At 49.2% G+C, this 14,390-nt stretch carries 11 protein-coding genes; 7 read left to right on the top strand and 4 right to left on the bottom strand.

Going from position 1 to position 14,390, the window contains the following annotated elements:
- Positions 1-269: 269 nt before the first annotated feature.
- Genes AC0IM9_RS00940 through AC0IM9_RS00930 form a run of 3 tightly spaced genes read left to right on the top strand, consistent with a single transcriptional unit; the run spans position 270 to position 4,778 of the window.
- Complete coding sequence (locus AC0IM9_RS00940) at positions 270-2,471, top strand: hypothetical protein (protein WP_482802722.1); 2,202 nt, start codon at positions 270-272, stop codon at positions 2,469-2,471.
- Positions 2,471-3,556, top strand: a complete 1,086-nt coding sequence (locus AC0IM9_RS00935) for a trypsin-like serine peptidase (protein ID WP_482802721.1) — start codon at positions 2,471-2,473, stop codon at positions 3,554-3,556. Before AC0IM9_RS00940 ends, AC0IM9_RS00935 begins: the two co-directional genes overlap by 1 nt.
- Entirely contained in the window at positions 3,534-4,778 is a 1,245-nt protein-coding gene (locus AC0IM9_RS00930; RefSeq protein ID WP_482802720.1) for a hypothetical protein, read from the top strand. Before AC0IM9_RS00935 ends, AC0IM9_RS00930 begins: the two co-directional genes overlap by 23 nt.
- A 571-nt stretch (positions 4,779-5,349) precedes the next feature.
- Here the strand turns inward: AC0IM9_RS00930 and AC0IM9_RS00925 are convergent.
- Positions 5,350-5,637 carry an ATP-binding protein gene (locus tag AC0IM9_RS00925; protein ID WP_482802719.1) on the bottom strand — a complete coding sequence of 96 codons (288 nt, stop codon included), beginning with the start codon at positions 5,635-5,637 and terminating at the stop codon, positions 5,350-5,352.
- Between the two features lie 338 nt (positions 5,638-5,975).
- On the opposite strand from AC0IM9_RS00925, the gene AC0IM9_RS00920 reads away from it, so the two are divergent.
- The 3 genes from AC0IM9_RS00920 to AC0IM9_RS00910 all read left to right on the top strand — a co-directional run bounded on the left by AC0IM9_RS00920 (position 5,976) and on the right by AC0IM9_RS00910 (position 7,998).
- On the top strand, positions 5,976-6,431 hold the full coding sequence (locus AC0IM9_RS00920) for a hypothetical protein (protein WP_482802718.1): 456 nt from the start codon (positions 5,976-5,978) through the stop codon (positions 6,429-6,431).
- Between the two features lie 488 nt (positions 6,432-6,919).
- Positions 6,920-7,381: an amine oxidase gene (locus tag AC0IM9_RS00915; protein ID WP_482802717.1), complete on the top strand. Its 462-nt coding sequence runs from the start codon at positions 6,920-6,922 to the stop codon at positions 7,379-7,381.
- Positions 7,378-7,998, top strand: a complete 621-nt coding sequence (locus AC0IM9_RS00910; RefSeq protein WP_482802963.1) for a glutathione S-transferase family protein — start codon at positions 7,378-7,380, stop codon at positions 7,996-7,998. Before AC0IM9_RS00915 ends, AC0IM9_RS00910 begins: the two co-directional genes overlap by 4 nt.
- Positions 7,999-8,307: 309 nt before the next feature.
- Here AC0IM9_RS00910 and AC0IM9_RS00905 read toward each other — a convergent pair whose 3' ends face one another.
- The 3 genes from AC0IM9_RS00905 to AC0IM9_RS00895 are packed head-to-tail and all read right to left on the bottom strand — an operon-like array spanning position 8,308 to position 12,107.
- A complete protein-coding gene (locus tag AC0IM9_RS00905) occupies positions 8,308-9,273 on the bottom strand; it encodes a GNAT family N-acetyltransferase (protein WP_482802716.1) in 966 nt (321 codons plus the stop codon).
- Positions 9,274-9,312: 39 nt separating this feature from the next.
- Entirely contained in the window at positions 9,313-10,311 is a 999-nt protein-coding gene (locus AC0IM9_RS00900) for an HD domain-containing phosphohydrolase (protein ID WP_482802715.1), read from the bottom strand.
- Between the two features lie 23 nt (positions 10,312-10,334).
- Positions 10,335-12,107, bottom strand: coding sequence for an ATP-binding protein (locus AC0IM9_RS00895; RefSeq protein ID WP_445370461.1), 1,773 nt, complete (start codon positions 12,105-12,107; stop codon positions 10,335-10,337).
- 381 nt (positions 12,108-12,488) lie between these two features.
- Between AC0IM9_RS00895 and AC0IM9_RS00890 the strand changes: the two genes are divergently transcribed.
- On the top strand, positions 12,489-14,387 hold the full coding sequence (locus AC0IM9_RS00890) for a GspE/PulE family protein (RefSeq protein ID WP_482802714.1): 1,899 nt from the start codon (positions 12,489-12,491) through the stop codon (positions 14,385-14,387).
- The last annotated feature ends 3 nt before the right edge of the window (positions 14,388-14,390 follow it).

Raw genomic sequence — 14,390 nt, 5'->3', positions numbered from 1 at the left:
CAACTTAATATCTTGTGAGGTTGCATGAGTGGGGCAAGTAGAGGATCAGCTGATGCAATTACTATCTACATACCGGCAGAGTGCTTGCTTGCCTTAGTGAATACATTTCCGTTAATCCGACTACGTACACTTGTACCGTTTCTATGTCCTCAGCCCATAAAGCTCTGCTTTGGATCCCATCTTTCACTTTATTATGTTACATGTCCTGACAATGAATCGTATGGTCTAGGTTGGCAGTTTTCTTTACCCATGATTTCTCCAAAACGAACATGGGTAATTTCGTTATGAGTTGCATTTTTACTTCACACAAAACGGTAAGTGAAAAGGCTAAATCCGTCCTATTTTTGGAAATGTTCTGTTTCAAATGCTTTAGATATATTAAATTTTTATATGTTTTATTGATATTAACTTTTCCATTAAAAGCATCTGCCGATGAATGTAGTTTAAGCTTTACATTAAATCCAGCTTCAAGTTCAAAATCAACGCAACTTGCTGTTCTGTACGAAACATTGATCAATTCGAATTCAGATGTTTTTTTAAAAAAATCTACAAAAATAGAATTTAGCGAAGAAAATAATTGGAATGTTTTGATCAATAAAAAACTGTGGCCGGATGACTTTTACCTGGAAAAGAGAGTCACTGAAGCGTTTAAATTTGTAGAAGAAGGTAAATTATACCTTCTTCTACCGAATATAGAAATTGAATACATTGATTATAAGGATGCTAACAATAGGATTATTCCAATTTTGCGTGTTACTCTATTGAACAAGGCCGACAAACAGTTACTTGATGAATTAGTTGAAGAGGTTTTAAAAAAACATAAAGACCAAATCAATCTAGGAACTCAAGGAATTGTCGGCACAGTCATTTGTCCCAGAAGAGATGGCTCTATCTTGGGATTAACGCCTGAAATAGTAGAAAACAAAATAACCTTAACTGATACAAAATCAATTGAAAATGCCTGGATTTCACCTATAAAATTTCCAAGCGTACTGATCGATAATGATATTCAAACCATAAGTCCTGACGGACTTATGGTTGGAGATGATCGAAGACGTGATGTTCTAAAAACTTCTGATATTAACTATAACCAAGGGAATAGTCTTTATCATCCATTTATTGACGGTTCCTTGGAGTCTTCTAAAGTATTATCTCTATGCCAATTACCGCCAAGACAACTTGGTGACGCAGATATATGGCAGCATGCTCTAAATGTTCTAGGTGTGTCGATTGGGAATTCAGCTACTTGTCAAAATCGAAAAGTAGAACGATTATTAGCTCCAGGAAACTCATCAGGATTTATATCTACACTATATCTAGACAAGCCTAACGAATATCATGGCCATGATGGATTGACATTTATCTTACCTTTTTCTAACTGGAAAATAAGTAGTGAAAATCAGAATAATATAAGAAATATAATAAAAGAATATCAGAGGTTTTTAATAAGCGATGGTATCGCCGTAGTTTCAGCACCTCAAAGACGATCTGACAGTCCAAGAGATTTTCCTCCTTATCAACTCAATCCATTTGATCAAAGACAGTGGCTTTCAAGTTCTACTATTAGTGAATGTAATGAGTACCCAGCATGTCTAGGTTTCTATGACTTAGCATTAACCGTTGCCGCAAGTCTTGGTAACGAAACGAAACTCTTTGATGAGGAAAAATATATACTTGGGTCAGGAGTAATATGGATTGCTGCCCCAGGTAAAGATATATTAACAGCATCCTTAAATAATAATGAGTTTGGTCAGAAGATTCCTGAATTTTCTTTAGCATCTGGTTCATCTTCTGCCGCTGGAGTTGCTGGGTCAGTAATTGCTGCTTTACGACAAGCACCTTTCAATATTCAGATTGCTTGGAAAGCATTGGCGATTATATCTTCAGGCGTAGAAATTGACGAAGACGGAGATAAAGTTAGATTCGGCTATCTTAATGAAAAGGCCATTGACCGTATATTTAGACTTGCAATTAATAAAAATCTTAAAGATTTGGTTGAAACAGGCGGCAATCTGAGAGAGGCCAAATTAAGAGCAAAGAAATATGACCCAAAAGTATGTCCAAATGCAAATAGGAAATACGGGTGTATTCGACTTTTTGAAAGTAACATTCAATATAATAAATCTTTAAATCCAACTGCACCCTTGCCTCAAATTATTCCATTCAATTATGTGTTAAGGCTAATACTTGAGCCTTCTAAATATCATGGCATCGACGGAGCTCCAATGTTTACTGTTGTTTACTTGGCAGCACTACCACCCCTTGAAAATTACAGAAAAACTGTTTATTTGCCAGTAATACGACGTCATGTTCTACTTGCACCAGACATATCAGGTGTAGCGCCTGAGTGTAATATTCAAGGAAAGGAGTCAGATAACTCTTGTATATATGAAGAGGGAGCAGAAGGGATTTTTGGGATAAATCTATTAAAATCGAGTGTATATTTATCGCCATTGAGAGGACAAGACTAATGAAGGTGTTTTTATTTTTTTTAGTTATTTTCCATTTTACCAATTACGCTCACTCAGAAGTTATTGGAGAAATTGATCCCAGAAATATTGATATTGAATCTGATACTCCATTAGTTTCATTTAATGAAGCAAAATTGCCGGTCAGGCTTCGCTTCGAGTTCTACGAAGGAATTCTTGCCAATAAAGGAATTGAGATTCTTGCTGGAGGTAAGACGATTGGCAAGTTAAGGGAATCAAATAACATCATAGAGCTAGATGATAAAACCATTGAAATTGAGATCCCGTTAACAACTCCAGGAGATGTTGTATTCCATGGTGATATATCTGGAAAAGCAGTATGGAGCGCGTTAATTAGACTGCAATCTCGGGTAAAAGTTGAACATATACAACATGAAGCTCATATCGATTTAGTTTCTGGTATAAATGGCGATGTAATCAGTAAGGGTTTCGACGCAATTGTTGGAATACAAGCGGATACCCCAGACGGGAAAAATCTTGTAACATGCTCTGGATTCCAATTCGCTAAAGGTATAGTTCTAACTGCAAGGCATTGTTTTGGTGATTCGAACACAAAACTGAAAGGTTTACCCGTAGTGGTACGATTTGGACTTTACTATGATACCAAATTAAGAGAAAACTCTGTTATTGGAAAGGTACTTGAAGATAGCCCAGTGAATGAGTTGGATTATGTAGTAATTAAACTTGATTCAATACAGCCTAATAGAGGAATCCTTAAACTATCAGCTAATGATATTATTTTGAATAATACAAAATTAAAACTTATTGGATTTTGGACTGGTGGATACTACGAAGAAGATAAAGCAGGAATTTATACAAACTCTGATGAAGACTGCCAAATTACAGATGACGGACTTAAATCCATATCTAGCGCATGCTCTTATCCAAGATTTAAACATAGATGTGATGCTGAAGAAGGGACTAGCGGAAGCCCATTGGCTGAAGAATTTGAAGAGGAAGTTATAGGTATCCATGTCGCTGGGTTAGGTGGGGCAAACTGTGCAGTCAGAAGCTCTTCTATAATTGCGGATTTAAAAAGTAAAAATGAATGGGATTCTGATTGGTAATTTTTTCAATATAAATAAATATAAATCTATGATACACAATAAAACTAACAAGCTAATCGTTAAATGCATTTGTCTGGTTTCTTTGCTTTTTTTATTAACTAGTTGTGCACCTAGAAGTAGTTATCTTGGGGATGTAAAACAATTATCTGAAGCCAACAAAGCACTTGGAGAGCGTATAAAAAAAGAAGAATTGACTCTAAGAACTAATCTAAGACTGCAAATGTTGAGGTGGGCTCAAAAACAAGCAGTTATAAATGGTAGTTTGGGCAATGATCCAGACTTTAAGCTTTTTTTGTGCGATCCCATTCGACGTAATGCTGGCATATCACGAAAACAAGGTCACCTTGATGCAACTGCTAGCGGTTTAGAACTTGTAGCAGCGCCACCAGAAAAAGATTTTAATAAATTATTATCTTCGCTTGGAAACGATTACGAAATAATTGGGAAACCTGGAGAAGAAGGTCTTTCTAAAGATAGACAATGTAAAGGAGATATTGATCAATACTTAAAAACTGTCTTACCAGATGATGCGCTTCCAACAAATGTTGAATTTCTCCAGTTTGTAGCAGCAGGACAAGCAATTTACGAAGTGTGGCAGAACGTTGGGAAGCCTATAGCAACTGAAATACTTCTGCAAATTGACGAGGGCCGTAGAGCTGATGCGTTAAAAGAATATTTAAGTAATAAAGACAATATTAAAGCACTTCGAAATGCTGTTGATGGAGGGAAGATTATGATTAATTATCAGGAAACTACCCGAAGACATCTTAAAGTAAAACTCGTAAAAGACGCGTTTGACGATTGGAAAGCATCTGTAAATAAAGCCATGCCAGCAAAACAATGTATAGGCCAGACTACTTATGACAAACTTTACCCATGTGTTAAAACTATTTGGAATAATACCGAATCACAGAGTGAAAAATTAATTAGTGCTGCCGCAGAGTATGATATTGAAATTGATGAAAACGTTGGAGATGCTCCTGACCGACTCCTTAAAGCCGTTAAAAGCCTTGAGGATACCGCTAATGGCGAGTTTACTATTGATATCGCAAATGAAATTTTTTCAAGCCTTGCAAAAATGGTGGATAGTGGAAAAACAATTTCAAATACTTTATCTAACGATGAAAATAAGGAAAAAATTTGTTTGATGGTTGTTCAGGTAAATAAAGCATTCGGAAATAATAATAATGATGAAAGTCGCTGCAAAAAGTCGGCAAAATAATATCAACCATAATTTCACGTCGGGATTCTGCTTTAAACACTGATGGACATAAGGATATACCTAATCGCAATTTGGGGATTAACGCAACAGTTATTCCGAGATTTTCTACGTATGGCAACCGTCGCATGATAATAAAAGCTCTTGTTGTGGGCTGAGTTGTTTGTCGGCGGTTTTGCTAAACGTCTAAATCTGGCGGTTATTATGTACTGGTAAAGAAAATCTGTTTGCCTTATATCGGCCAATCAACTGGATCGCTGGTTACCTAATTGTTGAGATTGAATTTCGGCCTCGACGGTCAGGTATTGGCCGAACTAGCTCTGTCATATTTGAAAGGGTAAAACAGACCCATTGTTGTCTATTGCCAAGCGTGATTCAATGGCGACAATTGGCCGGAAGGAGCCTAACGGCTGTAGATCCAACCAACCCCAGGAAAGTCATTAGCGCCAAATTCCGATCGATTTTAACCAAGCATGTTTTCACCGGCTACCGGCACTTAAAACCGTTTTGAAATCACTCCCAACCTCAAAATGCACGTAGCCAATTTTACGTTTTCAGATTAGCAGAACGATCGTCATGTCGGCCGTGCGAGCAGACCAACTCGCTTACCAGAGCTAAGCCGATACCAGTTGCCTCGTAGCTGCGCGCACAAGTCTGGTACCCGATGGAAGCGTACGAACACGTGGTTAAGTTGGTCAGCCGCCATACCGGCATCTTTGTCGCGCACGTCTAGATCAACCCATTGTCCGCATTTACGCATCGAAACCTGAATTTCGCCGACAAAGGTATGTTTGATGGCGTTGCTCAGCAGAGTAAATAGCCCCCGACAACCGCCGGGGGCTTTATAAAATGAACCGCTCAAAGCGGTAACGGGGACGCTAACGCGGCCCGAGCAATTCCGGCTACAGAGCGTTGGGGTTTAACCGGGTGCGCCTTACCGGTGCACAATGCAAAGCCGACAAATTGTCGTGTCCGAACCTGCAAAACACGGCGGGTGCGGGCCATTATCGGGCTGCCAATGCCAGTTTTGCGCTAAGGATGATGGCTAAATCCTTGTTTTTAAAAATATCCTGAAAACGGCAATCCCGCTGCCCGGCTAACCGAGAATTGGCCGCGAATTTGCTTGCAGTGTCGATGTCCGGGAATGCCGTTGCCCGCCTTCCCGTAGGTTTCGTTCAACTGTAATTGGAGAAAGGCAATATGTTCGAGCACAAAGCATTAGATGGCCAATGGAACCGGGTGGTGCCGGCGACCGAGAGTTTCGTTAACGGCGAGATTCTGGAATGCCGCGACAACGTCGGCGACGAACCGGGAAAAATCAGCCGGCGCCAGTATGCGGTGATCGGCGACCGTCTGGTGGAGCGCTGCCTGCCGCCGGAAGCGATCGGCGATTTTTGGAGTCACGATGTTGCCCAATTGTCGTGGTGGGGATCGGTCATGAATCCGCCGCATTGCGGACTGCTGGCCGATTTCAACACCCAGTATGGCGGCTTGCACCGCAGGGATCTCGATGTCGGTCACAACGTGGTCGCTTACGCCGCCGCCGGCGAGGAAATCACCTTGGGCAAAGCCGGTTATGCGGTAAAGCGCGCCAGCGATAACGCCGAGTTGGTTGCGGCGTCTATGCTGGAATTACGCAAGCTGTATTACGCCTGAGGCAGCGGCCGCCAGGGCCGGCGTTGCCGATCCGGTTACCGGTCAGCGGACAAAACTCGGCATTCGCCGCAGACAACCCAGGATTCAGCATAGTGGTTGCAAAACTGGGCTAAAGAATCGCAAAGGCCAAGCAGCCTTTGCGCCCAGCTTCAAGTAAATGCAATGTTTGGGGGAGCGGCGGTTTTTGGCGTCGCCGCGAAGTCTTACGAATAGCGGGATTATCTGGACTTAGGCTGATTTTGGTTTGCAGCCGACGTTTTGCTATGTCGCAAACCCCGCAACTCACGGGGATATGTAGGATCTGCAATGCGGCTTGTGTCGGACCGGCAGTAGCGGGAAGCAATCTGCGTATACTGCAAACGGATTTAGGCGATTGATTTTATTTAAAATATTTTTCAGTCGGCGGTTGCGGTCCGGGCCGGTCGCGGCCCTTGCAAACTGGTCCGTATCTTGTTTGTCAGTTCGGTAAACTCGGAACGGATCGCACCATGGATACCCAATTGAACGCCAGGCTTTTGCAAGACTTCGCTTGTTTTATCGCCGAAGCCAAACCTCTCTTGCAGCGCCAATATCTACAACGCTTGGCTGCCGATTTGGCGAGCCAACAGTGGCAGGGTTGCTTCCAGCGGAATCTGGTGGCGGTGCTGGCGGCATTTTATCCACAGGCCTTGCAACAGCTGAAAGCGCTGCCGTTCGACACCAGCCAGGTCGGGGTCGAAAACGGTATGAGCGAACTCACCGGCCAAGTCTTGACCGCATTTGCCGGATTTAGCGACGAGTTGATTTTGTTCGCGGTCGATAAACACCGCACTTCCTGCGCGCTGTCGAATTTTGCGGAAGAACATAAACCGGACCGGGATTACCTGAATGCGACGCGTCGGGAGATTGCCGGTTTATGGAAAACTTTCGCGCTCGATTTGAACCGGCATTTTCTGGAGGGCCGATGCTGAAACTTTATATGACGCCCGGTTCCTGTTCGACCGGCATCCATATTTTGCTGGAAGAACTGGACTTGGTGTTCGAAGCGCAAATCGTCAATCTGCTGGCCGGAGACCAGCACAAGCCCGAGTTTTTGGCGATTAACCCGAAAGCGACGATCCCGGTTTTGGTTAAAGACGACGGTTCGGCCATCACCGAGTTCCAGGCCATCGCCTATTGGCTGGCGCGAACTTACCCCAAAGCAGGGCTATTGGCGACCGATCCGGATCAGGCCGCGCAAGCGATCGAATTGATGGATTATGTGGTTGCTACGATTCACGGCCAGGGGTTCCAGCGCTTATTCGTGCCGGAGAAATTTGCGATCGATTCTGCCCAGTACGACCAAGTCAAACGGCAGGGGACGGCTATCGTCAATCAGGCTCTGGCTTTGGTGGCGCGGGCTTTGCCGGAGCAGGGCTATGCCTTGGGCGGTTTCGGCATTGCCGATGCCGCGCTGTTTTATGTGGAATTCTGGGCCGACCGATCGGATATCGAGTTGCCGGTGCGTTGTCGGCAGCATTATCAGCTGATGTTGTCTCGCCCGGCCGTCAGGCGGGTTTTGATGGAAGAAGGGTACCGTCCCGGCTGAAGCGCCGCAGGTTGCTGCCGAGTTCGGCCGGGCGCAAAAAAAGCCTCTATCAGGCAGCGATAGAGGCCGTAGAGTGCGCGGTGCAGGAGTTCACCGCTGTGAGCGAGGGAACGTTAGCGGGATTGGCCCGGTGCGGCTGGTGCCGTTTCGAACCGAATTGCGCTAACGACGGTTTCACTATAGCCCGGCTGGATCAATTTACAATATGTGCTTGAATGCATTGTTTATTTCGTGAGAGAAAACAATTCTGGGCTGGAATTCGCCGGGCTTTGTTGTTTTAATTGCGAGATTAAGTGACTTGTCGGCTTCCTAAAGCGCCAAGGCGCGGAACTCGCTGCAAATCCGCGCCCTTTGCCATACCCGTTCGAATTCCTCGCTCAATTGCCGGTTTTGTGCCGGTAAATTCGGGCTCCAGTGTCCGTCGTAGCGGTCGCTCTGCAATTGAAACAAATAACCGCCGTTGTCGTTGGCGATGAATGCCGGCCTAAAATTCAAATCCTCGGCTTCGACCGCTGCCCTGATCGCAATATAAGACGGCAAACGTTGCGCCAAATCGATTAAAGGAAGTTGTTGGCCGCGAATCGCTTCCGGTTCCTGAACGATGATGCGGACTTCGGCGCCGCGCTGGTTACGCAACGCGAATTGTTTCAAGGCTTCTACCAGCGGTTTTTGGCTGTAGAGCCGCGAATCCAGGTTGCGGCTGTAGATGCAGAGCAGGCGGCGGGCTTGCTGGACCAAAGCCAAGGCTGCTTCCGCCGCCGCTTCCGGCGTTTGCAGGCGTATGGCGGGTACGCTTGGTTCAGGAGCGTCGTCACTCTGGCGGGACATCGGCGCCGGCGCGGCAACGGTCAGACGGATTGCGGTATGCGGAATCCCGGCTTCAAGGAACTCGGCGCCGACGGTTTGGAAACCGTAGCGCCGGTAAAACCCCAGCGCTGCGGTTTGGGCGTGGGCGGTGACTTCGCTCAGCCCCAAATTGCCGGCCAGTTCGATCAAGCCGCGCAATAGCGATTCGCCAACCTTTTGCCGGCGCCATGCCGGCAGTACCGCCATTCGGCCGATTCTGCCGGTCGGCGACAGGCGGCCGCAACCGATGGGCCGCCGCTCGGCGTCGCGGGCAATCAGATGCCGGCAATCCCGGTCCAAATCGTCGAATTCGATTTCCGGCGCAATACCTTGCTCGACGACGAACACTTCGGTTCTGAGGTAATGCAGGTCGGGAAAGTCAGCGGCATAATTGGCGGGTTCCAGATAGAAACTCGGGATGTTCATCATGTGAATCGATATTTGCGGTTGGACTGGTGGCTGCGCCGTTCAAGCCGGCAGTTGGTAATGCTTTTCTTGGAACAGAGTCAGACAGGCATCGACCGCAGCGGCGTCGTAGAGCGTGTTGCGGTGCTCGGCAATCTCCCGTAAAGCGGCGGCTATGCCCAGGCCGGGCCGGTAAGGGCGGTGGGAAATCATCGCTTCGACCACGTCGGCGATAGCCAGAATCTTCGCTTCCGGCAGAATGTCCGCCCCGACTTTGCCTTGCGGATAGCCCGATCCGTCCAGCCGTTCGTGGTGTTGCAATACGGTCTGGGCGATCGGCCAGGGAAAATCGATCGATTTCAGGATTTCGTAACCGGTTTGCGGGTGGAGTTTGATCAGACCGTATTCCAGTTCGTCCAGCTTTCCCGGTTTGCATAAAATTTCGGCCGGCACTTTGATTTTACCGATGTCGTGAACCACCCCGGCCAGGCTCAGGCCTTCGATTAAATCCGGGCCGAGTCGCATTTGTTGGGCGATTGCCGACGCCAGATGAGCCGTGCGGCGTTGATGGCCGGCCGTGTATGGATCGCGCATTTCCACCGTCGATGCGATCGCGGTGACGAACGACAGCATATTGGCTTTCAATTCCGCGGTGCGTTCGTTGACCAGAGATTCCAGGCCGTTTCGCAAGCGCGCCATTTCCAGATGGGTGCGGACCCGGACCAACAACTCCTCCCGCTGGTAGGGTTTGGTAATAAAATCGACGGCGCCCAATTTAAAGCCGTCGACTTTTTCGTTGATCTCCGATAACGCCGTAACGAAGATGACCGGCACGCTGCGGGTTTGCGGGTAGGCTTTCAAGCGGCGGCATACCTCGAAGCCGTCCATGTCCGGCATGCGCACGTCGAGCAGGATCAATTCCGGCGGATTGAGCAACGCCGACTGCAAAGCCAGTTCGCCATTGATGGCCGAGCGGATCTCGTAGCCCTCCGACTGCAACAGTTGGGTCAACAATTTTAGGGAGTCCGGGGTGTCGTCGACGGCGAGGATTTTTCCGTTCACTGGCGTAGTTGTCCAGAGCAGCTTTACAGATATTTAAGAATAGCTGGATAGTCGAAGTTGTCGACCAGTAGCGCCAGGGTTTTTTGTAGCGGCCGATCTACGCCGCCGATGCGTTCCAAGACTTCGGCTATGCGCGCTTGTTCCAGGCTTTCCAGTGCCGTTTTCAAGTCTTTCCGCAATGGTTCCGGCAGGGCGGCAATCATCGCCGGGTCCAAGCTTGCGTCCTGGGCAGCGGCGGTTTCCGTCCGGTAAACGAATTCGACGCCGAGGTGTTTGGCCAGACAGGCGTAAATTTCTTCGGCCCGGTAGGGTTTGCGGATGAAGTCGTCCATACCGGCTTGCAGCATTTCCTCGCGCTGCTCCATAAAGGCGGAGGCGGTGACCGCGACAATCTTGACCCGATCGCCGCCTGGCAACTGCCGGATGGCTTGGGTGGCTTGCATGCCGTCCATGTGCGGCATACGCCGATCCATCCAGATCAAGTGCGGTTGCCAGGATTCGAACACTGCCACGCCTTGCGCGCCGTCTTTGGCTACCTGGATTTGCATGCCGATATCGGTCATCAGCCGGCCGAGTAGCAGCTGATTTTCCAGTTGATCCTCGACGATCAAAATCCGATATTGCGGTTGGCCGGGGGCCAGTCCGGTCACTTCGCCGAGGCTATCCGCCGCGCTGGCACGGACTTCCGGCTCCGCCAACTCCGGCAGCGGTAAATCGATGCGGAACAACGAACCCTTGCCGACGCTACTTTCCAGCGTCAGCTGTCCGCCCATCAGTTGCACGAACTGGCGGGTAATGGTCAAGCCCAAGCCGGTACCTTTACTGTCGCCCTGGTCGCCGAGTTGCACGAAGGGCTCGAAGATGTGCTCCCGCTCACTGTCGGCGATACCGGGACCGGTGTCTTCCACTTCGATCCTTAGATGGCTGTGGTTGTTTTGTTGTGTGCCCAGACGCAGTGTGACGCCGCCTTGCTGGGTAAATTTCAAGGCGTTACCGAGCAGATTGATCAACACTTGGCGCAGACGCGCCTCGTCGCCGCAAACGAAGCGCGGAAATTCCGAAGTTTGGTCGATTAACAATTGCAAACCCTTGTCGCGCGCCCGCATCGACATCATGTCGCTGACGTCGCGGATCATGGCGCCGAGATCGAAGCGGCTACGTTCCAATTGCAGCCGGCCGGACTCGATTTTTGCCATTTCCAGTACGTCGTTGATCAAGCTCAACAAATGTTCGCCGCTGCGGTTGATGATGGCCAGATTGTGGTGTTGGCTGGCCGGGAGCTGCGGATCTTTTTGCATCAGGCTGGAAAAACCGAGAATGGCATTCAGCGGTGTGCGCAGTTCGTGGCTCATGTTAGCCAAAAACACGCTTTTGGCTTTGTTGGCGGCTTCGGCCTGATCGCGGGCGCGCTGCAATTCCGCCGGGCTTGGCAATTTCAGCGCGCGCGGTATGACCCACCAGATCGCGAAAGAGGTGGCGATGCCCACCAGGGCGGATACGGCTTTGACATAGGCATCCAGCCAGTAAAGCGGAATCCAGACCGTCACCACCGATAACAGATGGGTGGCGGCGCAGGTCAGAATGAAGGTGATAAAAAAGCCGAGGTACAGCCAACGGTAGGACAAGTCTTTCCGTTTCCAAACGAAGTAGGCGATGCCGATCGGATAGGTAAAATAGGCCAAAGCCATAATCGCATCGGAAGTCACCATCAGCCAGAGCAGGCCCGGACTCCAGGCCAGGCAGTACCCGTGCGGCATAAAATCCTTGGTCCCGAAAAATTCGGCAATGCTTTGCATGATGACGACCTCCTCTGGCGAAAGCGGGTTTGTGCTGGAGTCCGTGGTTGGCGGACTGGAGTGGCAGAATATTGCCTAATCAATTATAAAGACAGCGAGTTACTGGTGTCGCGGTGTTCCTGGCGGCCCGGCTTATAAGCTAGAGCCAAAAATGCCCTATAGGGCGTGGAAGCTGTTGTTTTCGAACGGGTCGGTGCCGGGCTCAACGGCAAGCGCTTGGCGGTCGTAAAATTTACGCGGGTTTGTAACAATATAACGCTGTATTGGACCGTCGAAATCTAGTAACTTAGTATTAAAGCCTGCGGCTCGCCGCATGGAAAGCGGAATCCGTCCCGTGTCTATTGCGCACGGACTCCGATCGGTCTTCAGTTCAAGGTGAGAATGAAATCCCGCGACGTTAGCTCTGCCGATTCCGGCACTCAATTCATCGATTCCTTCCTCCAACTTTTAGTCGAGCAGGACGTGCTTGACGGCGCCAAATTGAAATATGCGCAACGCGTGCAGGGCAAGCTGGAATCGCCCAAGCCGATTCTGGTGGTGTTGTGCGATTTGGGTTACGTCACCCATGCGCAGTTGGTCGAGGTGTTCCGCAGTCATCCGTTAAAAGTCAAATTGGGCTTGTTTCTGGTCGAATTCGGTTTTATCAGCGATAGTGATTTGCAACTGGCTTTGGCCCAGCAACAGCAGGCAGGCGGAGGCAAACGCCTGGGCGAAATCCTGGTCGAGCGCAATCTGATTTCCGAATCGAGAATGCTGGAGGTTCTGGCCGATCTGATGGGTATATCCGTGATCGACCTCAGCCTCGCCAACGTCGATCAGAGTCTGATGACCAAACCGATGCTGAAATCGGCGAACAAACACTGCTTTCTGCCGATCGAAAAACAAGTCGACGGCGTGTTGGTCGCGTTCGGCGACCCCATGGATCAAACCGCGATCGCAACGGCACGACACGTGCTTGGTGCCGAAGTGATTCCGGCAGTGGGCCGTTATTCCCAGATCATGCGTTTTTTGCTGAATTACGAACGCAATGCCCGGGAGGAGAAAGCCGCCTTCGGAGAACAGTCTGCCGTTGCCTCGGTTAATGAAATTTTCGAGGATGCAATCCGCCAAGCGGCCAGCGATATCCACATCGAGCCGTTGGAGCATAAGTTGCGCGTCCGTTTCCGGATCGACGGCCTGATGGTGCATTATCGGGATTTTCCGGTCGCAATGGCCCAGGCCATGATCAGCCGGATCAAGGTCATGGCCGGCGCCGATATCGCCGAAAAGCGCCGGCATCAGGATGGCCGGGTATTGTTCGAGCAGGTCGCCACCCATCATGTAATCGATATGCGGGCATCGTTTTTCAGTACCATCAACGGCGAGAAGATCGTACTGCGCTTGTTGAACCGCAAAACCGAATTGCTGGATATTCATGAAGTCGGGATGGCGCCGCTGATGTTGGAGCGGTTCCTGCTGGATTCGCTGGATGTCCCGACCGGCGTGATTATCATTACCGGGCCGACCGGTTCGGGCAAAACCACAACGCTATACAGTGCGGTCGACTATTTGAACGGTCCGGAAGTCAGTATCGTTTCGGCCGAAGACCCGGTGGAATACGTGATCGATGGCGTTGCCCAGTGCTCGATCAACCCGAAAATCAATTTGACCTACGAAGAAACCCTGCGCCATATCGTGCGCCAGGATCCGGATATCATCGTACTCGGCGAGATCCGCGACCGATTCTCCGCCGATACGGCAATTCAGGCCGCGCTGACCGGCCACAAGGTATTGACCACATTCCATACCGAGGACAGTATCGGCGGCCTGTTGCGTCTGTTGAACATGGAGATCGAGGCGTTTCTGATCTCGTCGACCGTGGTGTCGGTGGTTGCCCAGCGTTTGTTGCGCCGAGTCTGTAAGCATTGCGCAGAACCGTTCCAGCCCGATCCGGCCCTGCTCCGACGGCTGAATTTGACGGCGGACGACGTGATCGGCGCCCATTTTCTGTTGGGCAAGGGCTGCGATAAATGCCGTTTTACCGGTTACTCCGGGCGGGTTTGCGTGTTCGAGTTGTTGTCGATGAATGAGTCGGTCAAGGATGCGATCTTACAACGCAAGACGTCCTACGAAATCCGCCGCGTCAGTCTGGAGACCGCCGGTTTGGTGACTTTAGTCGAAGACGGGCTGGTCAAGGCCGCGGCCGGAATTACTTCACTGCAAGAAGTGATCCGCAACCTGCCGCGCTTCGGCAAGCCCCGTCCCCTTTACGAGCTGCGCCGTTTGCTGGGCAGTCGCTGATTT

The sequence above is a fragment of the Methylomonas sp. Uni0011 genome (genome assembly GCF_056850255.1).
The sequence above is the reverse complement of the archived record's forward strand: the minus strand, read 5'-3'. Positions and strand labels throughout refer to the sequence as shown.